21 protein-coding genes are annotated in these 21560 nt (G+C 66.4%); 9 read left to right on the top strand and 12 right to left on the bottom strand.

Annotated elements, in window-relative coordinates; genetic code table 11:
• The first annotated feature begins 63 nt into the window (after positions 1-63).
• A complete protein-coding gene (gene glpD, locus V6N07_RS07400) occupies positions 64-1620 on the top strand; it encodes a glycerol-3-phosphate dehydrogenase (protein WP_371155212.1) in 1557 nt (518 codons plus the stop codon).
• Positions 1621-1640: 20 nt separating this feature from the next.
• Here glpD and V6N07_RS07395 read toward each other — a convergent pair whose 3' ends face one another.
• Entirely contained in the window at positions 1641-2522 is an 882-nt protein-coding gene (locus V6N07_RS07395) for a sugar kinase (RefSeq protein WP_371155211.1), read from the bottom strand.
• Positions 2512-3810, bottom strand: a complete 1299-nt coding sequence (gene glyA, locus V6N07_RS07390) for a serine hydroxymethyltransferase (RefSeq protein WP_371155209.1) — start codon at positions 3808-3810, stop codon at positions 2512-2514. The genes V6N07_RS07395 and glyA overlap by 11 nt, the downstream gene beginning before the upstream one ends.
• Before the next feature lie 104 nt (positions 3811-3914).
• On the opposite strand from glyA, the gene V6N07_RS07385 reads away from it, so the two are divergent.
• The 3 genes from V6N07_RS07385 to V6N07_RS07375 all read left to right on the top strand — a co-directional run bounded on the left by V6N07_RS07385 (position 3915) and on the right by V6N07_RS07375 (position 6498).
• Positions 3915-4730 (top strand): LysR family transcriptional regulator, encoded by an 816-nt coding sequence (locus tag V6N07_RS07385; protein WP_371155207.1) that lies wholly within the window; start codon positions 3915-3917, stop codon positions 4728-4730.
• A 78-nt stretch (positions 4731-4808) separates the two neighbouring features.
• A complete protein-coding gene (locus V6N07_RS07380; RefSeq protein WP_371155206.1) occupies positions 4809-5465 on the top strand; it encodes an SGNH/GDSL hydrolase family protein in 657 nt (218 codons plus the stop codon).
• A gap of 112 nt (positions 5466-5577) precedes the next feature.
• Positions 5578-6498, top strand: coding sequence for a ribokinase (locus V6N07_RS07375; protein ID WP_371155204.1), 921 nt, complete (start codon positions 5578-5580; stop codon positions 6496-6498).
• A 60-nt stretch (positions 6499-6558) separates the two neighbouring features.
• Here the strand turns inward: V6N07_RS07375 and ccoS are convergent, their stop codons facing one another.
• The 4 genes from ccoS to ccoG are packed head-to-tail and all read right to left on the bottom strand — an operon-like array spanning position 6559 to position 10791.
• Positions 6559-6708 carry a cbb3-type cytochrome oxidase assembly protein CcoS gene (gene ccoS, locus V6N07_RS07370; protein WP_371155203.1) on the bottom strand — a complete coding sequence of 50 codons (150 nt, stop codon included), beginning with the start codon at positions 6706-6708 and terminating at the stop codon, positions 6559-6561.
• Positions 6705-8804: a heavy metal translocating P-type ATPase gene (locus tag V6N07_RS07365; RefSeq protein ID WP_371155201.1), complete on the bottom strand. Its 2100-nt coding sequence runs from the start codon at positions 8802-8804 to the stop codon at positions 6705-6707. The genes ccoS and V6N07_RS07365 overlap by 4 nt, the downstream gene beginning before the upstream one ends.
• Positions 8801-9250, bottom strand: a complete 450-nt coding sequence (locus V6N07_RS07360) for a FixH family protein (RefSeq protein WP_371155199.1) — start codon at positions 9248-9250, stop codon at positions 8801-8803. The genes V6N07_RS07365 and V6N07_RS07360 overlap by 4 nt, the downstream gene beginning before the upstream one ends.
• Positions 9247-10791: a cytochrome c oxidase accessory protein CcoG gene (gene ccoG / locus V6N07_RS07355; RefSeq protein ID WP_371155197.1), complete on the bottom strand. Its 1545-nt coding sequence runs from the start codon at positions 10789-10791 to the stop codon at positions 9247-9249. Before ccoG ends, V6N07_RS07360 begins: the two co-directional genes overlap by 4 nt.
• Positions 10792-10948: 157 nt before the next feature.
• On the opposite strand from ccoG, the gene V6N07_RS07350 reads away from it, so the two are divergent.
• Positions 10949-11485, top strand: coding sequence for a cyclic nucleotide-binding/CBS domain-containing protein (locus V6N07_RS07350; RefSeq protein WP_371155195.1), 537 nt, complete (start codon positions 10949-10951; stop codon positions 11483-11485).
• Positions 11486-11597: 112 nt separating this feature from the next.
• Here the strand turns inward: V6N07_RS07350 and ccoP are convergent, their stop codons facing one another.
• From ccoP to fnrL, 5 genes are all read right to left on the bottom strand, one after another.
• Positions 11598-12476 carry a cytochrome-c oxidase, cbb3-type subunit III gene (gene ccoP / locus V6N07_RS07345; protein ID WP_371155193.1) on the bottom strand — a complete coding sequence of 293 codons (879 nt, stop codon included), beginning with the start codon at positions 12474-12476 and terminating at the stop codon, positions 11598-11600.
• Entirely contained in the window at positions 12473-12706 is a 234-nt protein-coding gene (locus V6N07_RS07340; protein ID WP_371155191.1) for a cbb3-type cytochrome c oxidase subunit 3, read from the bottom strand. Before V6N07_RS07340 ends, ccoP begins: the two co-directional genes overlap by 4 nt.
• A gap of 13 nt (positions 12707-12719) precedes the next feature.
• Positions 12720-13574: a cytochrome-c oxidase, cbb3-type subunit II gene (gene ccoO, locus V6N07_RS07335; RefSeq protein ID WP_371155189.1), complete on the bottom strand. Its 855-nt coding sequence runs from the start codon at positions 13572-13574 to the stop codon at positions 12720-12722.
• A 6-nt stretch (positions 13575-13580) separates the two neighbouring features.
• Positions 13581-15176 carry a cytochrome-c oxidase, cbb3-type subunit I gene (gene ccoN, locus V6N07_RS07330; RefSeq protein ID WP_371155187.1) on the bottom strand — a complete coding sequence of 532 codons (1596 nt, stop codon included), beginning with the start codon at positions 15174-15176 and terminating at the stop codon, positions 13581-13583.
• Between the two features lie 322 nt (positions 15177-15498).
• Positions 15499-16230 carry a transcriptional regulator FnrL gene (fnrL, locus tag V6N07_RS07325; protein WP_371155186.1) on the bottom strand — a complete coding sequence of 244 codons (732 nt, stop codon included), beginning with the start codon at positions 16228-16230 and terminating at the stop codon, positions 15499-15501.
• 69 nt (positions 16231-16299) lie between these two features.
• On the opposite strand from fnrL, the gene hemN reads away from it, so the two are divergent.
• Positions 16300-17646 carry an oxygen-independent coproporphyrinogen III oxidase gene (gene hemN, locus V6N07_RS07320; protein WP_371155184.1) on the top strand — a complete coding sequence of 449 codons (1347 nt, stop codon included), beginning with the start codon at positions 16300-16302 and terminating at the stop codon, positions 17644-17646.
• A gap of 501 nt (positions 17647-18147) precedes the next feature.
• On the top strand, positions 18148-19260 hold the full coding sequence (locus V6N07_RS07315; protein WP_371155182.1) for a class II histone deacetylase: 1113 nt from the start codon (positions 18148-18150) through the stop codon (positions 19258-19260).
• Here the strand turns inward: V6N07_RS07315 and V6N07_RS07310 are convergent.
• Positions 19251-20423, bottom strand: a complete 1173-nt coding sequence (locus tag V6N07_RS07310; RefSeq protein WP_371155403.1) for an NAD(P)/FAD-dependent oxidoreductase — start codon at positions 20421-20423, stop codon at positions 19251-19253. The two genes, V6N07_RS07315 and V6N07_RS07310, sit on opposite strands and share 10 nt — an antisense overlap.
• Positions 20424-20521: 98 nt before the next feature.
• On the opposite strand from V6N07_RS07310, the gene V6N07_RS07305 reads away from it, so the two are divergent.
• Both V6N07_RS07305 and V6N07_RS07300 read left to right on the top strand, forming a co-directional pair.
• Positions 20522-20977: a YtoQ family protein gene (locus V6N07_RS07305; protein ID WP_371155180.1), complete on the top strand. Its 456-nt coding sequence runs from the start codon at positions 20522-20524 to the stop codon at positions 20975-20977.
• Positions 20978-21393: 416 nt separating this feature from the next.
• Entirely contained in the window at positions 21394-21558 is a 165-nt protein-coding gene (locus tag V6N07_RS07300) for a hypothetical protein (protein WP_371155178.1), read from the top strand.
• Positions 21559-21560: the final 2 nt, after the last annotated feature.

The following is a 21560-nucleotide window of genomic DNA, read 5'->3' as shown; positions in this document are numbered from 1 at the left end:
TCCGGGATTGAGTGCGCGGAAAAATGCACTAGATGTTCGTTTGTGTTCGTTTTGAGGTAAGTCATGCGAGAGACCTACGACCTTTTCGTGATCGGCGGCGGGATCAACGGTTGCGGCATCGCCCGTGATGCATCCGGTCGGGGGTTGTCCGTCGGTCTGGCCGAGATGGGCGATCTGGCGGGCGCCACCTCGTCCTCCTCGACCAAGCTGTTCCATGGCGGATTGCGCTATCTCGAATACTGGGAGGTGCGGCTGGTGCGCGAGGCGCTGCGCGAACGGGACGTTCTGTTGCGCAACATGCCGCATATCAGCTGGCCCATGCGCTTTGTGCTCCCCCTGTCCCCCGACATGCGGTTCGAGGGCGGGACGCCGACGTCGAACCTTCTTGGGACCGTGATGCCGTGGCTGCGCGGCAAACGGCCTGACTGGCTGATCCGGGCAGGTCTGCTGATGTATGACAGCCTCGCCAGATCCAAGCTGCTGCCCGGCACCAGGACGATCTCGCTCGACGGAACGCCCGAGGGCGCGCCCCTCGAGGATCGTTTTCACAAGGCGTTCGAATATTCCGACGGCTGGGTCGAGGATTCACGCCTGGTCGTGCTGAATGCCCGCGATGCGGCGGCGCGGGGCACCGATATCCACGTGCGCACCCGCGTCGTCAGCGCGGAACGGGACGGTCAGGAATGGTCGATCACCCTGGCCGGTGAACGCACCGGCACCGTGCGTGCCCGGATGCTGGTCAATGCCGCCGGGCCTTGGGTCGGGGATGTCATTCAGGGCGTCGTGCGGTCGAACGCCAAGGAAGGCGTGCGGCTGGTGCGCGGATCGCACATCGTCACGCGGCGCCTATTCGATCATGACAAGAGCTATTTCTTCCAAGGGGCGGATGGCCGGATCATCTTCGCGATCCCCTATGAATACGACTATACCCTGATCGGCACGACGGATGCGGAGCATCACGATGCCGACGCGAAACCCGTCTGCACCCCGGAAGAACGTGACTACCTGCTGACCTTCGCCAATGGCTATTTCAAGCAGGACCTGTCCCCCGCAGACGTCGTCTGGACCTATTCGGGGGTGCGCCCCCTCTACGACGACGGGGCAAGCTCGGCCACGGCGGCCACACGCGATTACGTCCTCAAGGTGGATGCGACGGGCGGTGCCCCGGTGCTGAACATCTTCGGCGGCAAGATCACGACGTTCCGCAAGCTGGCCAATGCCGCGATGGACAAGATCGGCGACCATCTGACCGTGACCGCCCCGTGGACCCATGATGCGCCGCTTCCGGGCGGTGATTTCCCCGTCGGTGGCCAGCCGGAGCAGGTCGCGGCCCTGAGGGCACGTTATCCGTTCCTGACGGAGCATTGGGCCCTGCGCCTCGTGCGCGCCTACGGAACCGAAGCATCCGCGATACTGGGCGATGCGTCGGATGCCGCCTGCCTTGGCACCGATTTCGGGGCAACCCTGACGGGGGCGGAGGTCGCATGGCTGATGGACCGCGAATGGGCCCGCACCGCCGAGGATGTATTATGGCGGCGCTCCAAGCTCGGCCTCAGGTTCGACGCCGAGCAGGTCGCGGCGTTGGACGCCTGGATGGCCGACCGAAGGGCACCCGCCTGACGGTCGACCGGGTTCGTGCCTCAGGCGTCTTTCGGAATGATCGCGCCGGGATACTGGACAACCTTCGCTGCCATGTCGTGCCCTGCGCGCAGGGCCTTGCCCTCGGGCTGTCCGGAAAGGATGGCCGCAAGATAGGCCCCGTTGAAGCTGTCGCCTGCGCTGGTCGTATCGACGACCTTGGGCGCAGGGGCGCATCCCTCGGGGGCCGTGCCGTTCAGCGCAAGCGGCCCGGCAGGTCCGCGTTTGAGTGCGCCCGAGGTACAGCCCGCCTGCAACAGGCGCTCCAATGTGCTCGCCTCGTCGTCGCCGAACAGCACGTCCATATCCTCGATCGAGGGCAGGGCAATATCGGTGACGCGCCACATGGCGGCGACGGCATCGGCCGCCGTCGCGGCGTCCTCCCACAGGGCCGGGCGATAGTTGCTGTCGAAGGCCACGCGGCCGGGGGCGGATGCCAACGCCTCTATCAGCGCCTCGCGGCCAGCGGGCGGCAGGATCGCCAGCGTGATGCCGGACAGGAACAGGATCGCGTGGTTCGAGGTGGCGATCGCCTCGGCGCCGTCGTCGAACATCGCCCGCGCCGCGGATTGCGCGCGCCAGTAATGGAACGACCGCTCGCCCGCGTCATCGGTCGTGACGGAGTAGAGGCCGATCTGGCGCGCCGGATCGCGCCGGATCATCCCGGTGCCGATGCCCTCGTCCGCAGCGGCCTCGAGAAGGCCGGTCGACAGGGGATCGTGCCCGATGGCCGTGAAGTAGTCGACGCGCAGGCCGGGATCGGCCCGGCGCGCATAGACGGCGGTGTTGTAGCTGTCGCCTGCGAACCCGAGGGCAAAGCCCTCGTCCGAGCGGCGAAGCTCTCCCATGACTTCACCGATACACAGAAGGCCGTCAGTTGACATAAAGCAGTCCTTGGAATTGTGCGCGCAGCCGGGTTGTCTCGGGCGCGATGGTCGCAGGGTCATCGCGCAGGGCGCGGGCAAGTAGCGACATAATGACAGGGGCATCCCCCGGCGTCACCCCTCGTCGGGCCATTTCCGGCGTGCCGATCCGCAGGCCGTTCATGTCACCGGCAACGGGTGGTCGCGGCAGGCCGATACCACAGGTCAGAAAGCCTGCTGTCTCCAGCCGCAGGGCCATCGCCTGCCCGCCACCGAAGGGCGCGGCATCCAGCGCGAACTGATGGCTGTCGGTCACGCCCTTCGATGTTTCGAACAGGGGCAACCCCTCGCTCCGCGCGGCATTGGCGAGGGCGGTGGCAAGGGCCTGCATCGCCTCGGCATAGGCCGGGCCATGGCTGCGCCAGTCCTGCAAGGTCACGCCCAATGCGGCGGTCTTGGCCACGTCGAAATTGGCGGTCATGCCGGGGAAGGCCACGGCATCCAGTGCCTCGGCCACCCGCGCCTCGTTCGTGACGATCAACCCGCCAGCCGGGCCACCCAGCGACTTGTAGGTCGACATCGTCATGACATGCGCACCCAGCGTCAGGGGGTTGGCCCAGGCCCGGCCCGCGATCATGCCGCACAGGTGCGCGGCATCGAACATCAGCGTGGCACCCACTTCATCCGCGATCGCGCGCACCTCGGCCACCGGATGGGCGAACAGGTTGAGCGATGCGCCAAGCGTGATGATCTTCGGGCGCACCCTGAGGGCGAGGTCGCGAAGCGCGTCGACATCGACCGTGTAGCCATCGGCATCCACCGGCGCGGGATGGATGTCGAACCCGTACAACCCCGCACAGCCCGCGGCGTGGTGGGTCACATGGCCCCCGATGGACGCCGGCGGCGCGATGATCGCATCGCCGGGTTTGGCCAGCGCCATGAAGGTGAACAGGTTTGCAAGTGCGCCCGACGGCACGCGCACCTCGGCGAAGGTCGCGTCGAAGACGGCGCTGGCCAGCCGGGCGGTGATGACCTCGATCTCCTCGACCGCCTGCAGGCCCATCTCGTATTTCTCGCCCGGTTGGCCCAGCGACGGGCGGGACCCGATACCCGACGACAGCAGCGCCTCGGCCCTCGGGTTCATGACATTGGTGGCAGGGTTCAGGTTGAAGGTCCGCAGGTCATGGATCGCCCGCGTTTCCTCGGCCAGGGCCTCGATCCGCAGGGCGGGATCGGCGGGCAGGGGCAGGGCGTCGACGCGGGCACTTGCGGCTTCGGACAGCCAGGGGCGGGGGGCAAGATCGGTCATGGGCGAACTCCGGGAAACAGATGCCGAAGGTGTCGATCAGGCGGGGGTTGCGGTCAACGCCAAGGGGTCTGAAACTGAGGATCAGAAAACCTGAGGCTTTGCCCATGCCCGTCGCACCCCCGCCGCCATCCGATCTGCCGCTCAACGGTCTGCGCGCCGTCGAGGCGGCGGCACGCCTTGGCGGCTTTGCCGCGGCCGCAGCCGATCTGGGCGTGACGCCCGGCGCGGTGGCGGCCCATGTCAAGGGGATCGAGGCGTTGCTGGGGGCGCCCCTGTTCATACGGGATGCGCGTGGCGTGCGCCTGACCGAGGTCGGTGCCCGGTGTCTTCCGTCACTGACGGCGGCATTCGATGCGCTGGGCGCGGCGGGTCATGTCCTGCGGTCCGAGGCGGCGCCCATGCGCCTGTCCCTCGCCTGTCTGCCGGCAATCGCCCAACTCTGGGTTCAACCAAGACAGGACGCGTTGCTGGCGGCCTTTCCCGGTCTGTCCCTGTCGATCACGGCGCTGGAACAGCCGCCGGCCACGAAACGGCATGGGTTCGACGTGACGCTGTTTTTCGGACCGGGACAGGATTGGCTGATGCCTGTCGCTGCACCCGGTCGGGTCGAGGGCCCGTGCCTCGCCGATGCCGTCTGGTCCGGGGACTGGACGACATGGCGGGCGGGGGCGGGCCCCGCGTTCCAGGACCGCCCGACCGGGCCGGTTCATTCGCTCTATGCGCTTGCTATCGAAGATGCGCTTGCGGGCCGGGGCGTCGCGATGGGACGCTTGTCCCTTGTCGCGGGCCTTCTGTCGCAAGGACGGCTTGTCGAGGTTGGTCCGCGCGTCGCCTTCGACCAGATGATGATTGCGCGGGCCGTGCACCCCGGTCGGACGGCCCGGGCGGTCGCAGGCTGGTTGCAGCGGGAGCTTTCCTGAAAAAGGCGTATCCAACGCGATGCGCCCACGTTATCCAAGGGGCGCAGGTTGCACATTTTTTGACCACCCCGAGGTAACATGACGTCCATACTGGTTTTCGGAGACAGCAACTCCCACGGGACGGTGCCGCTTTCCCGGCTGGGACAGCTGGACCGGTATCCGGTGGACGCGCGTTGGCCGGCGGTCATGGCCCGTGTCCTGCAGGCACGGGCGCCCGGAACCGAGGTCGTGACCGAGGGGCATCCCGGCCGCACGACGGTGCATCCCGATCCGATCGACGGGGCGCACAAGAACGGGCTGGCCGCCTTGCCGGCCCTGCTGGAAAGCCATCGTCCGCTGGACCTCGTCATAATCATGCTGGGGACCAACGACTGCAAGGCGCGTTTCGGTCTGCGCGGCTGGGACATCGCCGCGGGCATCGGCAAGCTGGCACAGGTGGTGCAGGCCTCGACCGCCGGACCGGACGGGGCGGCGCCCGACGTGATGCTGGTGGCGCCCGTCCCGGTGGAGGAGGCAGGCGTGCTGGCCGAGATGTTCCAGGGCGGACCGATCCGGTCGCGGGCCATCGCCCCCGCCCTGCGCGACGAGGCGGCCCGTCTTGGGTGTGGGTTCTTCGACGCGGGGCGGATCACGGCGGTCGATGCGCTGGACGGCGTGCATCTGACCGCCGAAGGACAAAGGGCGCTGGGGCAGGCAATGGCCGATGCCGTGATCGCCCGTCAGGAGGGACGTTGATGCAGAACACGACAGGCGCAGGCCGCCCGGCCGACCGTGGCGCGGCACCGCGGGGCGATCTGCCCCGCCATGCGCGCGGCACAGGCGACGCAGACATGACGGGAGGCGTGTGATGTCGGCGGTCGTCATCCTCGGGGTGTTCGTGGCCGACGTGTCCTTTCGCGCAGACCGGCTGCCCCGGATGGGCGAGACGATCCTCGGACAGGAATTCTCGCTTGGGCCGGGTGGCAAGGGATCGAACCAGGCGGTTGCAGCGGGGCGCGCGGGCGGCGACGTCACCTTCGTGTCCCGACTGGGCGAGGATACCTTCGGCCAGATCGCGTTGGACGTATGGTCCGAGGCAGGCGTGACCCCCGCGTTGACGCGCGGCGGCGATACCGGCGCCGCGTTCATCTTTCTGGACGCCGCAAGTGGCGAGAACGCGGTCATCGTGGCGCCCGGTGTGGCGGGCACGCTGTCGGTCGACGACGTTGACGCCCGCGCCGATCTGATCGGTGGTGCCCGCGTGTTCGTCACCCAGCTGGAACAGCCGATGGATGCCGCCTTTCGCGCCCTGCAGGTGGCGCGAGACGGTGGGGCGATCACGATCCTGAACCCGGCACCCGCCGCTGATGTGCCAGAAGAAATGCTGGCGCTGTGCGATTACGTGACCCCGAACGAGACGGAGGCCGAGAGTCTGTCCGGCATTGCCGTTCACGACCTGACCTCCGCCCGCGCGGCGGCGGATGCCTTGCTGTCGATGGGCGTCGGCACCGTGCTGATGACCCTTGGGGCGGAGGGGGCGCTGCTGCATTCGGCGGATCGGTCGCTGCACGTGCCAGCCTTGTCCGCGGGCCCGGTGGTTGCGACGGTGGGCGCAGGCGATGCCTTCAACGGCGGCTTTGCCACGGCCCTGTCCGAGGGGGCCTCGGCCGAAGACGCGGTGCGCTTTGCCACGGCGGTCGCCGCGCTTTCGGTCACCCGGGACGGCGCGGCCGCGTCCATGCCGCATCGGCAGGAGATCGATGCCCTCTTGCAGTCTGGCGCCGCGTAGCGCCGGACAAATTGCCGGGGGCCTGACGCCGACGCAGGCGTCAGGCGTTTTCCGTCCGGTTCAGGGACCGTCGTCCTCCTCCAGCAGGATGCGGGCCGCGTCGCCTTCGAGGTCTTCGTATTGGCGGTGTCGCAGGGTCCAGAGACAGGCCAGAAGGCCGACTGCGCCAAGCGCGAGCGAGACGGGGATCAGGATCACGAGAACGTTCATCGGGCCGCCCTCAGCCGTAGCGCGTTTAGAACCACGAGGATCGATGACGTCGACATCGCGATCGCGGCCATCAGCGGCGTGGCAAATCCTGCAAGGGCCAGTGGCACGCTGATGGCGTTGTAGGTCGCGGCAAGGCCGAAGTTCTCGAGCATCCGGCGGCGTGCCTGTCGCGCCACGGACAAGGCGACACCGACCATCGCCAGATCGCCCCCGAGCAGGACGGCGTCCGATGCCGCCCGCGCCGCATCCAGCGCCGAGGCCGGCGAGATGGAGACATGGGCCGCCGCCAAGGCACCGGCGTCGTTCAGCCCATCACCCACCATCAGGACACGCTGACCTGCGCGTGCGCGGTCCGCCAGCAGGTCCATCTTGTCCTGAGGCGTCGTTTCGGCGCGCCAATCGTCGATGCCGAGGTCCGCCGCGATCCGGCGCACCGGGCCTGCGCGGTCGCCGGACAGCAGGGTGACCGGCAGATGCGCCGCCCGCGCATGATCGATCAGGGCCCGCGCACCGGGGCGCAGAGTCTCCTCGGGGGTCAGGGTCATGGCAGGACGGTCCGGCAGGCCAAGTTCGGTGCCGGTCGGCCCGCGGCCCAGACGCACGGTCCTGTCGTTCCAGATGGCCGTGATGCCATCACCTGCAATTTCGCAGACATCGGTCAGGGTGGCCGGCTGCGTTCCGTCAAGGGCAAGGGCGACCGCACGGGCGACGGGGTGGTCCGACGATTGTGCCAGCGCCAGGGCGACGCTTGCGGCCTCATCGTCCAGATGGTCGAGGTGCAGGCTGCCCGTGGTCAGCGTCCCGGTCTTGTCGAGGACTATGGCATCGACCTCGGCCAGCCGTTCCAGCGCGGTCGAGGATTTCAGCAGCATGCCACCGCGAAACAGCCGGGACGACGCCGCAACCGAGACCGCGGGCACGGCCAGCCCCAAGGCGCAGGGACAGGTGATGATCAGCGTGGCGACAGCCACAAGCAGGGCCTTGTGCGCGTCGCCCGTCGCGATGAACCAGCCGAGGAACCCGGCGGCGGCCAACCCGTGCACCAGCGGCGCATAGATGCGCGCGGCCCGGTCGGCCAGCGCCACATGGCGGTTGCGCGCGCCTTCGGCGACGGACACGGCGCGGGCCATGCGGCGCAGGCTGGTGTCTTCGCCCACGGCGGTGGCGCGCAAGGTAAGGGGCGCGGTCAGCACCGTCTCACCGGCGGCGACGGCGGTGCCGGGCGTGGCGGACAATGGCAGGCTTTCGCCCGTGATCAGCGATCGGTCGAGGTCGGCGCGACCCTCCACGACCTCGGCGTCGACGGGCACGCGGGCACCGGGCAGGACACGGATGATGTCGCCTATGGCCAGTGTCGCGGTGGGAACCACCACGGTCCCGGTCTCGGTCACCAATGTTGCGCGCGGCACCTCCAGCGCGGTCAACGCGGCGGCAGCCGAGCGGGCGGCCCGGCGTGTGCGGTGGTCGAGGTAGCGCCCGATCAGCAGGAACAGCGTCAGCGACAGCGCCGCGTCGAACCAGGCATCGGGGCCGTGGACCCAGGCTTCGTGCACCGACATGCCAGCGGCCAGAAGGATGGCAAGACTGATCGGCACATCCATGTTGACCCGCATGGCGCGCAGGGCGGTCAGGGCAGAGGCGAAGAAGGGCCGCCCCGAATACGCCAGCGCGGGCAGGGCGATGGCGGCCGATAGCCAATGGAACAGGGCGCGTGTCGCCTCCTCCGCGCCGGACCAGACGGCGACGGACAGGATCATCACGTTCATCATCGCAAAGGCGGCAACGCCGATGCGCGTCAGAAGGGCACGGCCCTCGGTATCCTTGTCGGAGGCGAGGACGTCCTGATCCATCTCCCGCGCGTCGAACCCCTCGTCGGCCAAGGCGGCGATCAGAGGGGCGGCGTCGGTCAGGGTCGTCACCCGCACCTGCTTGTCGCCAAGGTTGACGCGCGCGGCGGCGACGCCGGGCAGGGCGGACAGGGTGCGTTCCACCGTGCCCATGCACCCGGCACAGCGCATTCCCGGCACCGACAGGATGAAGGTCCGCGGATCCGGCGCGCCGGTGGTCCGCTGATGCGGATCGGCGAAGGCGGTCATCTCACCGTCTCCAGCTTGAGGCGCCGACGATAGGTGTCGTCGCCGCGCGTCGCCACGAGGCGCAGGTCCCAGTTGCCGGGGTTCAGGTCGGCGGGCGCATGCCAGATCTGTCCGTCGAACGACCATTCGGGCGTGATGTCGTCGGCGACGTTGGTGGCACGGCCCAGAACGCCGGACAGGTCCGCGTCGCCGATGGGGGCGCCGCTGCGGTCGAGCAGCGTCAGTTGCAGGTCGCGGTCGACCAGATGCACTTCGGCGGTCCAGCCCAGTGCCTGCTGGGCCGCGCGGTCGTCGTCGAAATGCTGCGAGGCGACGTAGGAGTTCTTGGTCTCCAACCCCGGAAACGTCTGCACCGCGTTGTAGGCAAGCGTCAGGTTGGCGGTGATGATCGCACCGAAGCCGATGGTGAAGATGCCAAGAACCTTGCGACCGGTAAGGGTAGTCATTGTGCGGCCTCCTTGCCGAAAAAGAGCGTGTCGGAATAGGCGCGTTCCTCGGATATCAGATCCTCGACCCAGAAGCGCAGATCGGTGCGGTCGTCCGAGGCTGCCGCGTCCTGCGGGCGCGCGGACACGTAGACCCGTTGCAGGAAGGTGCTGTCGGGCGGCACCTGAACGATCAGGTCGTCGCGCCCCTCCAGGGCAATGCGCAGCGTCTCGTCGGATTTCAACGACAGGTGGAAGTCCCGCGCTTCGCCATGCTTGTTGCGTAGGCGGATATCATAGGCGTTGCGGATCGTGCCGTCCGACAGGGTCACGAACTGCGGGTTGCGCACGGGGGCGACGGTCATGTCGATCTCGGGGCGGATGAACAGGCCCACGATCAGCGCGATGCCGACGGCCGCCCAAAGCGCGGTGTAGATGATCGTCCGCTTGCGCAGGATGTGTTTCCACGCGGGCTGCGGAACCCAGCCCTTGATGTCGGCCCGTGTCAGGATTGGCATCGGCGCGGCGTTGGGTGCGGGGGCAGGCGCGCCCTCCGCGGCCATCGTCACCGCGTCGCCCGTGGCCTGCGTGCCGATCGGGTTGACGGCCAGACGTTCGGCCAGAGACTCCGGCGGGCGGTCCGACAGGGCGAGATAGTCGATCAGACCGCGTGGCTTGCCGATCTTGGCCATCACGTCGTCGCAGGCGTCGATGCACAGCGCACAGGTGATGCAGGCCATCTGCTGGCCCTCGCGGATGTCGATGCCCATCGGGCAGACGTTGACGCAGGCCATGCAGTCGATGCAGTCGCCCTCGGCTTTGTCGTGCTTGCGGCCGCGCGGTTCCCCGCGCCAGTCGCGGTAGCCGACGGTCAGGGTGCCCTCATCGACCATCGCGCCCTGAATGCGCGGCCAGGGGCACATGTAGATGCAGACCTGTTCGCGCGCGAACCCGCCCAGAAGGACCGTCGTGAAGGTCAGGACCGCGATGGTGGCATAGGCCACGAAGGGTGCTTGGCCGGTCACCAGGGTCTGCGCCAGCGTTGGCGCATCCGCGAAATAGAACACCCAGGCCCCGCCGGTGGCCAACCCGATCAGGGCCCAGACCATCCACTTGCCGATCCGCAGGCGCCACTTGCGGGCGTCCCACTTGGCTTTCCAAAGGCGGACACGGGCGTTGCGGTCGCCTTCGATCCAGCGTTCGGTCAGGATGAACAGGTCGGTCCAGACCGTCTGCGGACAGGTATATCCGCACCAGACCCGGCCCAGCGCCGAGGTGAAAAGGAACAGGCCAAGCCCCGCCATGATCAGCAATCCAGCCACGAAGTAGAATTCGTGCGGCCAGATCTCGATCCAGAAGAAGTAGAAACGCCGGTTCGCCAGGTCGACGAGGACCGCCTGATCCGGCAGGTTGGGCCCCCGGTCCCAGCGTATCCAGGGCACGAGGTAGTAGATGCCCAGCGTCAGCCCCATGATCCACCATTTCAGCGTGCGGAAGGTGCCGCTGACACGGCGGGGAAAGACGGGTTCACGTGCGGCGAAGAGCGGAGGGGAATCGGTCATGTCGGTCCTCGGGCATGGGGGAGGGAAACCATGCGTTTGGCGACTTGTGTCACCTTTGCCCGTCGGGCCTCATTGATCTGCGTCAACCACTGCCTTTTTGACGCAGCGTCCGCGCCGCCTACGTCCTTGCGCAGCGCAGCTCGAAAGGACGCAGACGATGGCACGAACCGACCGACCAGGCGGGCGCCTCATGGATCGCCCCGAATACCGCAGCAAGCCCAAGCCCCTGACCCGCGGGCCCGACACGATCGTGACGGACGCGGTCGCGGCGATGTCCGACAAGAACTATGGCTGTGTCATCGTCGTCGACGCCGAAGAAAAGGTGATCGGCGTGGCGACCGAGCGCGACATCATGAACAAGGTGGTCGGCAAGGGGCTGGACCCGAAGACGACGCCGCTGTCCGCGATCATGACCGAGAATCCCCGCCTCGCGCGGGAAGACGACGACATGCTCGACTGGTTGCGGATGATGTCGAACGAACGGTTCCGGCGCCTGCCCGTCGTCGATGGCGAGGGACGCATCAAGGCCGTATTCACCCAGGGCGATTTCGTCAGCTACACCTGGCCCGACTTGCTGGGCCAGATGGGCGCAATCCTCAAGGCCCAGACGGCGGGCAACTTCCACTACATCCTGATCGGGGGTGGCATCCTGCTCTATACGCTGGCGATGATCGTCGTGCTTTCGATGATCTGACACGCAAACGGCACCCCCGGGGGGGTGCCGTTCGGACGGCTGGGGTCCCTCAACCCCGCTGTCATCCCGCTTGCGTCTGGACCGCGCGCGGGAACCCATTTGGGCGGTCGACCTATTCGCCGACCTGGCGCTCGCCGCCGCCCAGGCCGTGAACATAGGCCGCGACGGCACGCACCTGCGCCTCGCCCAGACGTTCTTCCCACGGGGGCATCACGCCGAAACGGGAATTGGTGATGGTCTCGGTCACCTCCTCCTTGGAACTGCCATAGAGCCAGATCGCATCCGTCAGGTTCGGCGCGCCGACATCGCGCCCGCCAAGGCCGTTGTCGCCATGACAGCTGGCGCAATTGTCGAGGAACAGCTCCTCGCCGCCGGCGGGTGCTTCGGCCAGACCGGCAAGGCTGCGCACATGGGTGACCAGCGTGGCGATCTCCTCGTCCTCCAGCATCTCGCCGAAGGCGGGCATTTCGGACCAGCGCGCGTCGAAATCATCCTCGTTCCGGATACCGTGGCGCACGGTATAGGCGATGTCGGTGATCTGACCGCCCCAGAGCCAGTCGTCGTCCAGCAGGTTCGGATAGCCCGCCGCCTGAACGCCCGCCGCACCGGCGCCGTGGCACTGAGAGCAGTTGTTGCGGAACACCGAGGCGCCGGCGGAGACGGCGAAGCGGTGCAGTTCCTCGTTTTCCTCCAACACGGCAAGGTCGATCCCCACGAGGCTTTCGCGCAGATCGGCGTTGGCAAGGGATGCGGCCTCGATCTCGGCGGCGACGTCGCCGCGCGTGGACCACCCGAGGATGCCGGACGTTGCCCCCGACACCATCGGCCAGGCCGGGAACAGGATCACGTAGATGATACCCCAGACGATCGTGGCGTAGAAGGTCCACAGCCACCAGCGCGGCAGGGGTGTGTTCAGCTCCTCGATGCCGTCCCAGCTGTGGCCGGTGGTCTCCGTGCCGGTCGCTTCGTCGACGCGTTTCTTGTCGCTCATGTCCGTCCCTCCGATGCGAGGTCTGCCGCGCCGACGCAGCTGCAACCGGGGCAGGCGCCCGTGCAGGTCATGGGCGCGCCGCGTTCGCGCAGCGGCACCATCGCCGCGTCGTCGTGAAGCGCGCGTGATCCCGGGCGGAACACGAACAGCGCCATGCCGATGAAAAAGGTGAAAAGCGCCAGCAAGGCCCAGCTGTCGGCGAATTCACGCAAGATGGTATAGAGGTCCATGTCTCTGTCTCCCTCAGCGGCTTGCATCAGGCTCGAACGTGGAGAAATCCACCATCGTGCCAAGGATTTGCAGGTAGGACACCAGCGCATCCATCTCGGTCAGCGCCTCCAACCCGTCGAAGTTGCGCACCTGCGTGCCGGGATAGCGTTCCAGCAGGCCGTCGATGTCCCCGAAGGGGTCGACCTGGACACGGATGTCCGCGCTGGCCAGCTGCACCATCTCGTCGGTGTAGGGCACGCCGACCAGCTGGTGCGTGGCGACCAGCGGTTCGATCATGCTGGTGTCCAGACGCGTATCCGCGAGGAAGGCGTATTTCGGCATCACCGATTCCGGCACCACGCTTTGCGGGTCCATCAGGTGATCGACGTGCCATTCGTCCGAATACCTGCCGCCGACACGGGCGAGGTCCGGCCCGGTCCGCTTGGACCCCCATTGGAACGGGTGGTCGTACATCGACTCGGCGGCCAGCGAATAGTGGCCGTAGCGCTCCACCTCGTCGCGCATCGGGCGGATCATCTGCGAATGGCAGACATAGCACCCCTCCCGGATGTAGATATCGCGCCCGGCCAGCTCCAGCGGGGAGTAGGGGCGCACGCCCTCCACTTCCTCGATGGTGTTCTCCAGCCAGAACAGTGGCGCGATTTCCACGATGCCGCCGATCGACACCACCAGCAGCGAACCGACGAGCAGGAGCGTCGCGTTCCGCTCCAGCCGCTGGTGGAAGGTGATCGTCTCCGTTTCCGGAGGCAGCTCGTTCGGCACCTTGCCCTCGGACACGCCTTCGGCAGCGGTGACCACCTTGGGGTCGGCCTTGGGGTCATAGTTCGGGTCGCGGGGGTCCGGACTTGTCTTGTCTTGATCGGTCATGGATCGTTACTCCGCAGGTGTTGCGATTGCGGCGGGCTTGGGCGCGCGGATGGTCATCCACATGTTCCAGACCATCACCAGGGCACCCGACAGGAACAGGACCCCGCCCAGGCCGCGCACGACATACATCGGGAACTTGGCGTCGACGGTGTCGGCGAAGGAGTTCACGAGGAAGCCGTTGGCATCCACTTCGCGCCACATCAGGCCTTCCATGATGCCGGTCACCCACATGGAGGCGGCGTAGAAGACGATCCCGATCGTGGCCAACCAGAAGTGCAGGTTGATGGCGGGCATGGAATACATCTCCTTCTTGCCCCAGAGTTTCGGTGTCAGGAAATACAACGCGCCGAAGGTGATCAGGCCGTTCCAGCCAAGCGCACCGGAGTGCACGTGCCCGATCGTCCAGTCGGTGTAGTGCGACAGCGAGTTGACCGCGCGGATCGACATCATCGGGCCTTCGAAGGTCGACATGCCGTAGAAGGCGAGCGAGGCCACGAACATCCGGATGATCGGGTCGGTGCGGATCTTGTCCCACGCGCCTTCCAGCGTCATCAGGCCGTTGATCATGCCGCCCCAGCTGGGCATCCACAGGATGATCGAGAACACCATGCCGAGGGTCGAGGCCCAGTCAGGCAGCGCGGTGTAGTGCAGGTGGTGCGGACCGGCCCAGATGTACAGGAAGATCAGCGCCCAGAAGTGGATGATCGACAGCTTGTAGGAATAGACCGGGCGGCCGGCCTGCTTGGGCACGAAGTAGTACATCATCCCGAGGAAACCGGCGGTCAGGAAGAAGCCCACCGCGTTGTGGCCATACCACCACTGCGTCATGGCATCCTGCACGCCCGCGAAGACCTGAACCGACTTGGACCCGAGGAGGGACACGGGGATCGACAGGTTGTTGACGATATGCAGCATCGCGACCGTGACGATGAACGCGAGGAAGAACCAGTTGGCCACGTAGATGTGGCGTTCCTTGCGGGTCATGATCGTGCCGAGGAAGACCACGAGGTAGGCGACCCAGACAATGGTCAGCCAGATGTCCACGTACCACTCGGGCTCGGCGTATTCCTTGGACTGGGTTGCGCCTAGCAGATAGCCGGTCGCGGCCAGAACGATGAACAGGTTGTAGCCCCAGAACACGAACCACGCGAGGTTGCCGCCAAACAGGCGGGCCGAGGACGTGCGCTGCACGATATAGAAGGACGTGGCGATCAGGGCGTTGCCCCCGAACGCGAAAATCACCGCCGAGGTGTGCAATGGCCGCAGGCGTCCGAAGTTTGCATAGGGTTGCGCCCATTCGATGTTGAGTGCCGGAAAGGCCAGCTGAAAGGCGATGATCACGCCGACCAGAAAGCCGGCGATGCCCCAGAATGCCGTGGCGATCACGCCATAGCGGACGGGGCCGTCCATATAGCCGGTCGGCGTGGCAAGGGCGGGGGCCACCCCTTCCTCCATGCCTCGCAGGGTGTAGAGAAACATGCCGCCCGCAACCACCATCACGATGGCCGCGTGCACCTTGTAAGCGATGTCGTGTCCGAGGCTGGCCAGCAGGGCCGCCACAAGGCCGATCAGGCCCAGGATCACGAGTTTGAGATAGTCCATCAGGGTCGTCCTCCGTCCAGATAGGACGGCAGATTCGGACCGTCCCTTGCGGTCGGTCTAAGGATGCCGCCCTGGGGCGACCTTGATTTGGGTCAAGGGCGGGACATTGGTTTTTCGGAATGTCCGCTTGCGCAGGTCGAAAACGCGGCAGGCGTCGATGGACGCCCCGGGCGGTGTTCAAGGTGATCCGCCTGTGCGCGCGGCTGCATCACGCATGGTCCATGCCCGCCGCCGCCAGGGCAACTTGCGGGCACCCGCGCCGACGTCCGGCTGCCGCAGGCGTATGACAGGTCGGAACGCAGTCCGGCCGCGTGCCTGTCGATCAGCTCAGGAAGGTGCCGTCGTCGTCGTCCCCCGCCTCGGTCAGGAGGGCGGCAAGATCGGGGCATTCGATCCCGCGTGCGCCCACGAGGCTGATCACGCCATCCTTGCGCAGGGCGGTGATCTGACGGCTGACCGTCTCGATGGTCAGGCCGAGGTAGGAGGCCATGGCATCGCGTGTCAGTGGCAGTTCCGCGTGCAGGGGATAGGCGTCGTTCGCGGCCCGGCGCAGGATGATCGACAACAGGGTGGCGACCTTTTCGCGCGCGGTCTTGCGGCCCAGCAGCAGCATCCATTCGCGTGCGGCGTCCAATTCGTCCAGCGACATCTCCAGCAGGCGTTCGGCCACGTGGGGCGTTTCGCGCAGCAAGTGCTCGAAGTCGGAGCGGTTGAACATGCACATGGTCACATCCGTCGCGGCGACGACCTCATAGGGGGCGGTCCTGCGCCCGGGACGGCCAAGAAAGTCGGATGGCATCAAAAGGCCGACCATCTGCGTGCGCCCGTCTTCCAGCGACCGTGTCAGCGTCGCGCAACCGGTCACGAGCGATGCCACGAAGGGCAGGTCGTCGCCCTCCATCGCGATGGTCTGCCCGGCTTTCCAGCTGCGATAGCTCTTCATTGTCTCGAGGCGATCCAGCTCCTCCCCTTCGCAACTGGCACAAACGGCACGGTGGCGAATCGGACAGGCGGAACAGCCTTCGGATGCGAGGGATAGGTCGATGCGGGTCATGGTTCGTTATTTCACGCCGGTTGACCTGCATCAAGGAAACAGCACGCGGAAGATCACAACTGTGACAGCATGACAGATCATGCCTTTCTTGCCCGCCACGGTTTGTTCGATGCACGCGCGCCGCGCTACACGAGCTATCCTTCGGCGCCGCACTTCACCGACGCGGTCGGCCCCGCGGTGATGCAACAGTGGTTGCGCGATATTCCTGCGAAATCTGATATTTCGCTGTACCTGCACATCCCGTTTTGCAGGCGCCTTTGCTGGTTCTGCGCCTGCCGCACGCAAGGCACCAAAAGCGATGCGCCGTTGCAGCCCTATCTTCAGGCTTTGATGCAGGAGGCGGCGATGGTGGCCGATCTGTTGCCGCCGGATGTCAGGGTGACGACATTGCACCTGGGCGGGGGGACGCCGACGATCTTGCCCCCCGTTCTCATCGACCAGTTGTTCGGCACCCTGCGGGACTTGTTCGCCTTTCAACCCGACGCGGAGGTGTCGGTCGAAGTCGATCCGACCATGCTGGACGAGGCGCGGCTTGATGCCCTTGCGAAGGGGGGTGTGACGCGGGCCAGCATCGGCGTTCAGGATTTCGACGAGACGGTGCAGGCCGCCATCGGGCGCCCGCAGAGCGTCGCCCAGACGGTCGCCGCCGTCGACGGGCTGCGCGCGCGGGGGATTGCCGCAATCAACATCGACCTGTTGTACGGGTTGCCGCATCAGACCTCGATCAGCCTGGGCCGGACGCTGGAACAGGCACTCGCGTTGCAGCCGGACCGGGTGGCCCTGTTCGGTTATGCCCACGTGCCCTGGGCGTCCAAGCGTCAGGTCATGATAAAGGAGGCGGATCTGCCCGATGGGCGCAGACGTCTCGGCCTGTTCGACCAGGCCGCCGCGCGGTTCGTCACGGACGGGTTCGTTCCGGTCGGGATCGACCATTTCGCGCGTCCGGGCGATCCGTTGGCCATTGCCGCCACGCAAGGTCGGCTGCGGCGATCCTTTCAGGGCTACACCACGGATGTGGCACCCTCCCTCGTGGGACTGGGGGCCTCCGCCATCAGTTGCCTGCCGCAAGGCTATGCCCAGAACGCCGTGCGTACCGCCGACTGGCAGGAGCGGGTGCGCGGCGGAAAGCTGGCGACGCACAAGGGCCATGCCTTCGTCGAAGACGACCGCATCGAGGCCGCGATGATCGAAAGCCTGCTGTGCGGGTTTCGAATTGCACCCGAAGAGTTCGGTGAACATCGGGCACGCGTGGCTGCGGCAGTGCGGCGGTTGGCGCGCGCCTGGCCCGAAGCCGTCGATGTCGGGGGGGATGGGGTTCTGACCATTCCGGACCGCGCGCGTCCGATGGCGCGCATGATCGCCATGGGGCTTGATGCCTATGCCGTCCCCGAAGGACGCCACAGTGTCGCAATCTGATTTCGTGGCGAAAAAGGGGCGGGGCGGGATATCTGCGCACGACGATCATCTGGTCGACGCAGGAAACCGATGCTCCTTCCTCAGCCGATGGTGGTGCCGGCGCCATGGGATCCCATGGCGCCGTTAACAGGCAGACCATTTAACACACTATGCACCATCACCGGACCTGCAGAGAAAGGAGCATGGCAGATCCTGTGAGTGATCTTGAAACACCATACGGAATTTGAGCGGGCAAGCCAGTGAGCATCAGGCTAGCATCCTATCCGAAAGGATAAGTGCGCCCGACAGGTGCCGCAACGGAATGCCCGGTTCTGGATGGCACGGGACGCATGGCGCCCTTCGAAAAGGGTGATACCGGTGTCTCTGCACCAGCGGGGGGCGGATCCGCGGCATCGAATCGACCACATCAGCCATCCACCGAAACCACCGATCAGATCGACAGTTGTTCCCTTGCCCGCCACGGGGCACCTTGCCGTGTAAATGGCAGGGGGGTGCACGGCGATGACCACGACCACGGGATTTTACTGGGACGAGCGATGCTTCTGGCATGCCGGGGCCCATTACGCGCAACTGGCCGCCGTCGGGGGACTTGTGCAGCCGATGGTATCGGGCGGATTGCCGGAAGCCCCCGAAACCAAGCGTCGCCTGAAGAACCTGATGGATGTGACCGGCTTGTCGACTGAACTGGCGATGTCACGCGCACCGGCGGCAACGCGCGCCGACCTGCTGCGCATCCATCCGGCATCCTATCTGGACCGGTTCGAGGCGATGTCCGACGCCGGCGGGGGCGAGTTGGGACTACGCACGCCGTTCGGGCCCGATGGCTACGACATCGCGGCGCAGTCCGCGGGCCTCGTGATGGCCGCGGTGGCCAGCGTTCTGGCGGGCACGCATCGCAACGCCTATGCCCTGTCGCGTCCGCCCGGGCATCACTGTCTGCCGGATTGGCCGAACGGGTTCTGTCTGTTGAACAATATCGCCATCGCGATCGAGGCGGCAAAGGCACGCGACCCCGACCTGCGCGTTGCCGTTGTCGACTGGGATGTTCATCACGGCAACGGGACTGAGGCGATCTTCTACGATCGCGACGATGTTCTGACCATCTCGGTTCATCAGGACCGCTGTTATCCGATCGACACCGGCGATGTGTCGGCGATGGGGCGGGGCGCGGGGCAGGGGGCAAACATGAACCTGCCCCTGCCGCCCGGCTGTGGTCACGTGGCCTATCTGGATGTGATGCAGCGCCTCGTGATTCCGCGCCTCGCGGCCTTCGATCCGGACCTCGTGATCGTTGCCTGCGGGTTTGACGCGTCGAACTACGACCCGCTGGCCCGCATGATGTGCAGCCCCGAAACCTTTCGCCAGATGACGAAGGCGATCATGGATCTGACCGGCGGACGCATGGTCGCCGCGCATGAGGGCGGCTATTCCGAAGTCTATGTGCCGTTCTGCGGCCACGCCATGCTGGAGGAGATGTCAGGCTCCGCCATTCGCGCGCCTGACCCGCTGGCCGCGCGGAACGCAGGGCAGCAGCCCGATGCCCGTGGCGAGGCGTTTCACAGGGGGGTGGTCGATGACCTCGTGGCGCATTTCCGCGCCGCTGGTCAGATCTGAGTCCGTGCGGCGATGGCCTGTCCGCAGGCCACGCCCGAGGCCCAGGCCCATTGAAAGTTGTATCCACCCAGCCAACCCGTGACATCGACTGCCTCGCCGACCGCGTAAAGGCCGGGGACCGCCCGCACCTCCATGGTTTTCGAGGACAGCGCACCGGTGTCGATCCCGCCCGCCGTCACCTCGGCCTTGGCGTAACCTTCGGTGCCCGACGGGTGGAACGTCAGCGCCGTCAGTTCCATGGCAACGCGGTCGACCTCCGCGTCCGAAACATTGCCCAGTTCCGTCGCAAGGCCAATGCGCGCCGCCAGTGCGTCGGCAAGACGTGTCGGCAGATGTTCCGTCAGTGCTGCCTTCAGGTGAGCGCGGGGCATGCGCCTGCGCGCATCCCGCAACAGATGCGCGGCGTTCGGCAGGACATTCAGGGACACCGGCTGCCCCGGTGACCAATAGGAGGAGACCTGAAGGATTGCAGGCCCCGACAAGCCCTTGTGCGTGAACAGGGCGGCCTCTTCGAACGTGGCGCCCCCCGCCGTGGCGATCGCCGGGCAGGCGACACCCGAAATGGCGCGGAACGGCATTTCCGCCTCGGGCAGGGTCAGGGGCACGAGGGCCGGGCGCGGCGTGACGACATTCACGCCGAAGCGCCGCGCGATGTCATAGGCGATTCCGGTGGCGCCCATCTTGGGGATCGACGGTCCCCCCGTGGCCACGACCAGCACGGGCGCGCGGGCGCCCGCAACGGTATAGAGGCCGTCAGCGTGACCGATTTCGCCTGCGGGGGTGTTCAGCCGTATGTCGACCCCACCCTTTTCGCATTCCGCCAGAAGCATCGCGACGATCTGACGGGCGGAGCCGTCGCAGAACAATTGCCCCAGCGTCTTCTCGTGCCACGCGATCTTGTGATCCTCGACCAATGCCAGGAAATCCCATTGGGTGTATCGCGACAGGGCCGATTTGGCGAAATGGGGGTTTTCGGACAGGAAACACTCGGCCTCGGTGCCCGTATTCGTGAAGTTGCAGCGTCCGCCGCCCGAGATCAGGATCTTCTTTCCCGGCCTGTCCGCATGATCGATGACCAGAACGCGTGCACCGGCCTGACCCGCCGTCGCCGCAGCCATGAGGCCCGCGCCACCGGCCCCCAGAATGATCGCATCGTAATCCATGGCGCCGTCTATCACGGGCGGCAGGGGGGGCAAGACTTGTGCCCGCGCCACCCTGCGGCCTACCACGACGTCCAAGGCATACCCCAATGGAGGCGATGATGACCCTGTCTGTTTACCTGTCCGGAGAAATCCATACCGATTGGCGTGACGAGATCATGGAAGGCTGCCGCGCGGCCGGGCTCGATGTGGTGTTTTCCTCGCCCGTTCTGGATCACGCGGCATCCGACGATTGCGGCGTGGCGATCATGGGGGCCGAGGCAAGCAAGTTCTGGCACGACCACAAGGGCGCCAAGCTCAATGCGATCCGCACCCGCAAGGGGATCGAGGAGGCCGATGTCGTCGTCGTTCGGTTCGGCGACAAGTACAAGCAGTGGAACGCCGCCTTCGATGCGGGGCAGGCCGCCGCGATGGGCACATCCCTCATCGTGATGCACGGGGACGATCATCAGCACGCCCTGAAGGAGGTCGACGCAGCTGCGCTGGCTGTCGTGCAGACATCCGAACAGGTCGTCCAAATTCTGACCTACGTGCAGCGCGGCACCCTGCCGGGCTGATCATCAGGGTGTCGCGATCTGTCGGACGCCCGGTTGATCGGGCGCCCGACCCGTGCGGACCGCGACCACCCGAGAGCGCGCTTTCGCTGACGCCTGTCCGCAAACCTGCATCGCAATGGGCGAAGATCACGGCCTGCCCATTTTCAGGAACTGGGCCGTATCGACCCGGCGAAGGCTGTCGGTCTGACTGCGCTGCGACCGCAGGTGTGGAAATCGTACATTCATACCAGTTGCCAGGTGTCATTCGAATTGCCCCAAAATGCGCCATGCACGGCCCGTCAAACTCAGCCTTGCATTGTCTGACTTCTTTTGTCAGGAATAGGCCAAGAGCCTAGCCAACCGTCGGATCCCTCCGGTCGGTCAGCCCGGACAGCCCCCTGCTCATGGCGGGTCAGGGGAGCGGTATGGAGGGCAAGATGAGAACGAACCGGACCACGTCACGCCAGGATGAACCAGCCTTCACGCCGCTGCCCGCAGAGGTCTGTGTCGGCGCGCTGTCGCAAATGATCTTCGAGGGCCAGGCCCCGTCGGAGTCGCGGGTCGAGATGATCCTTGATCGTTTGGCGGGGGTGGGGCGTTGAAC

Origin of the sequence: Jannaschia sp. 2305UL9-9, from assembly GCF_041403465.1 — a bacterium.
Taxonomy (GTDB): Bacteria; Pseudomonadota; Alphaproteobacteria; order Rhodobacterales; family Rhodobacteraceae; genus Jannaschia.
The sequence above is the reverse complement of the archived record's forward strand: the minus strand, read 5'-3'. Positions and strand labels throughout refer to the sequence as shown.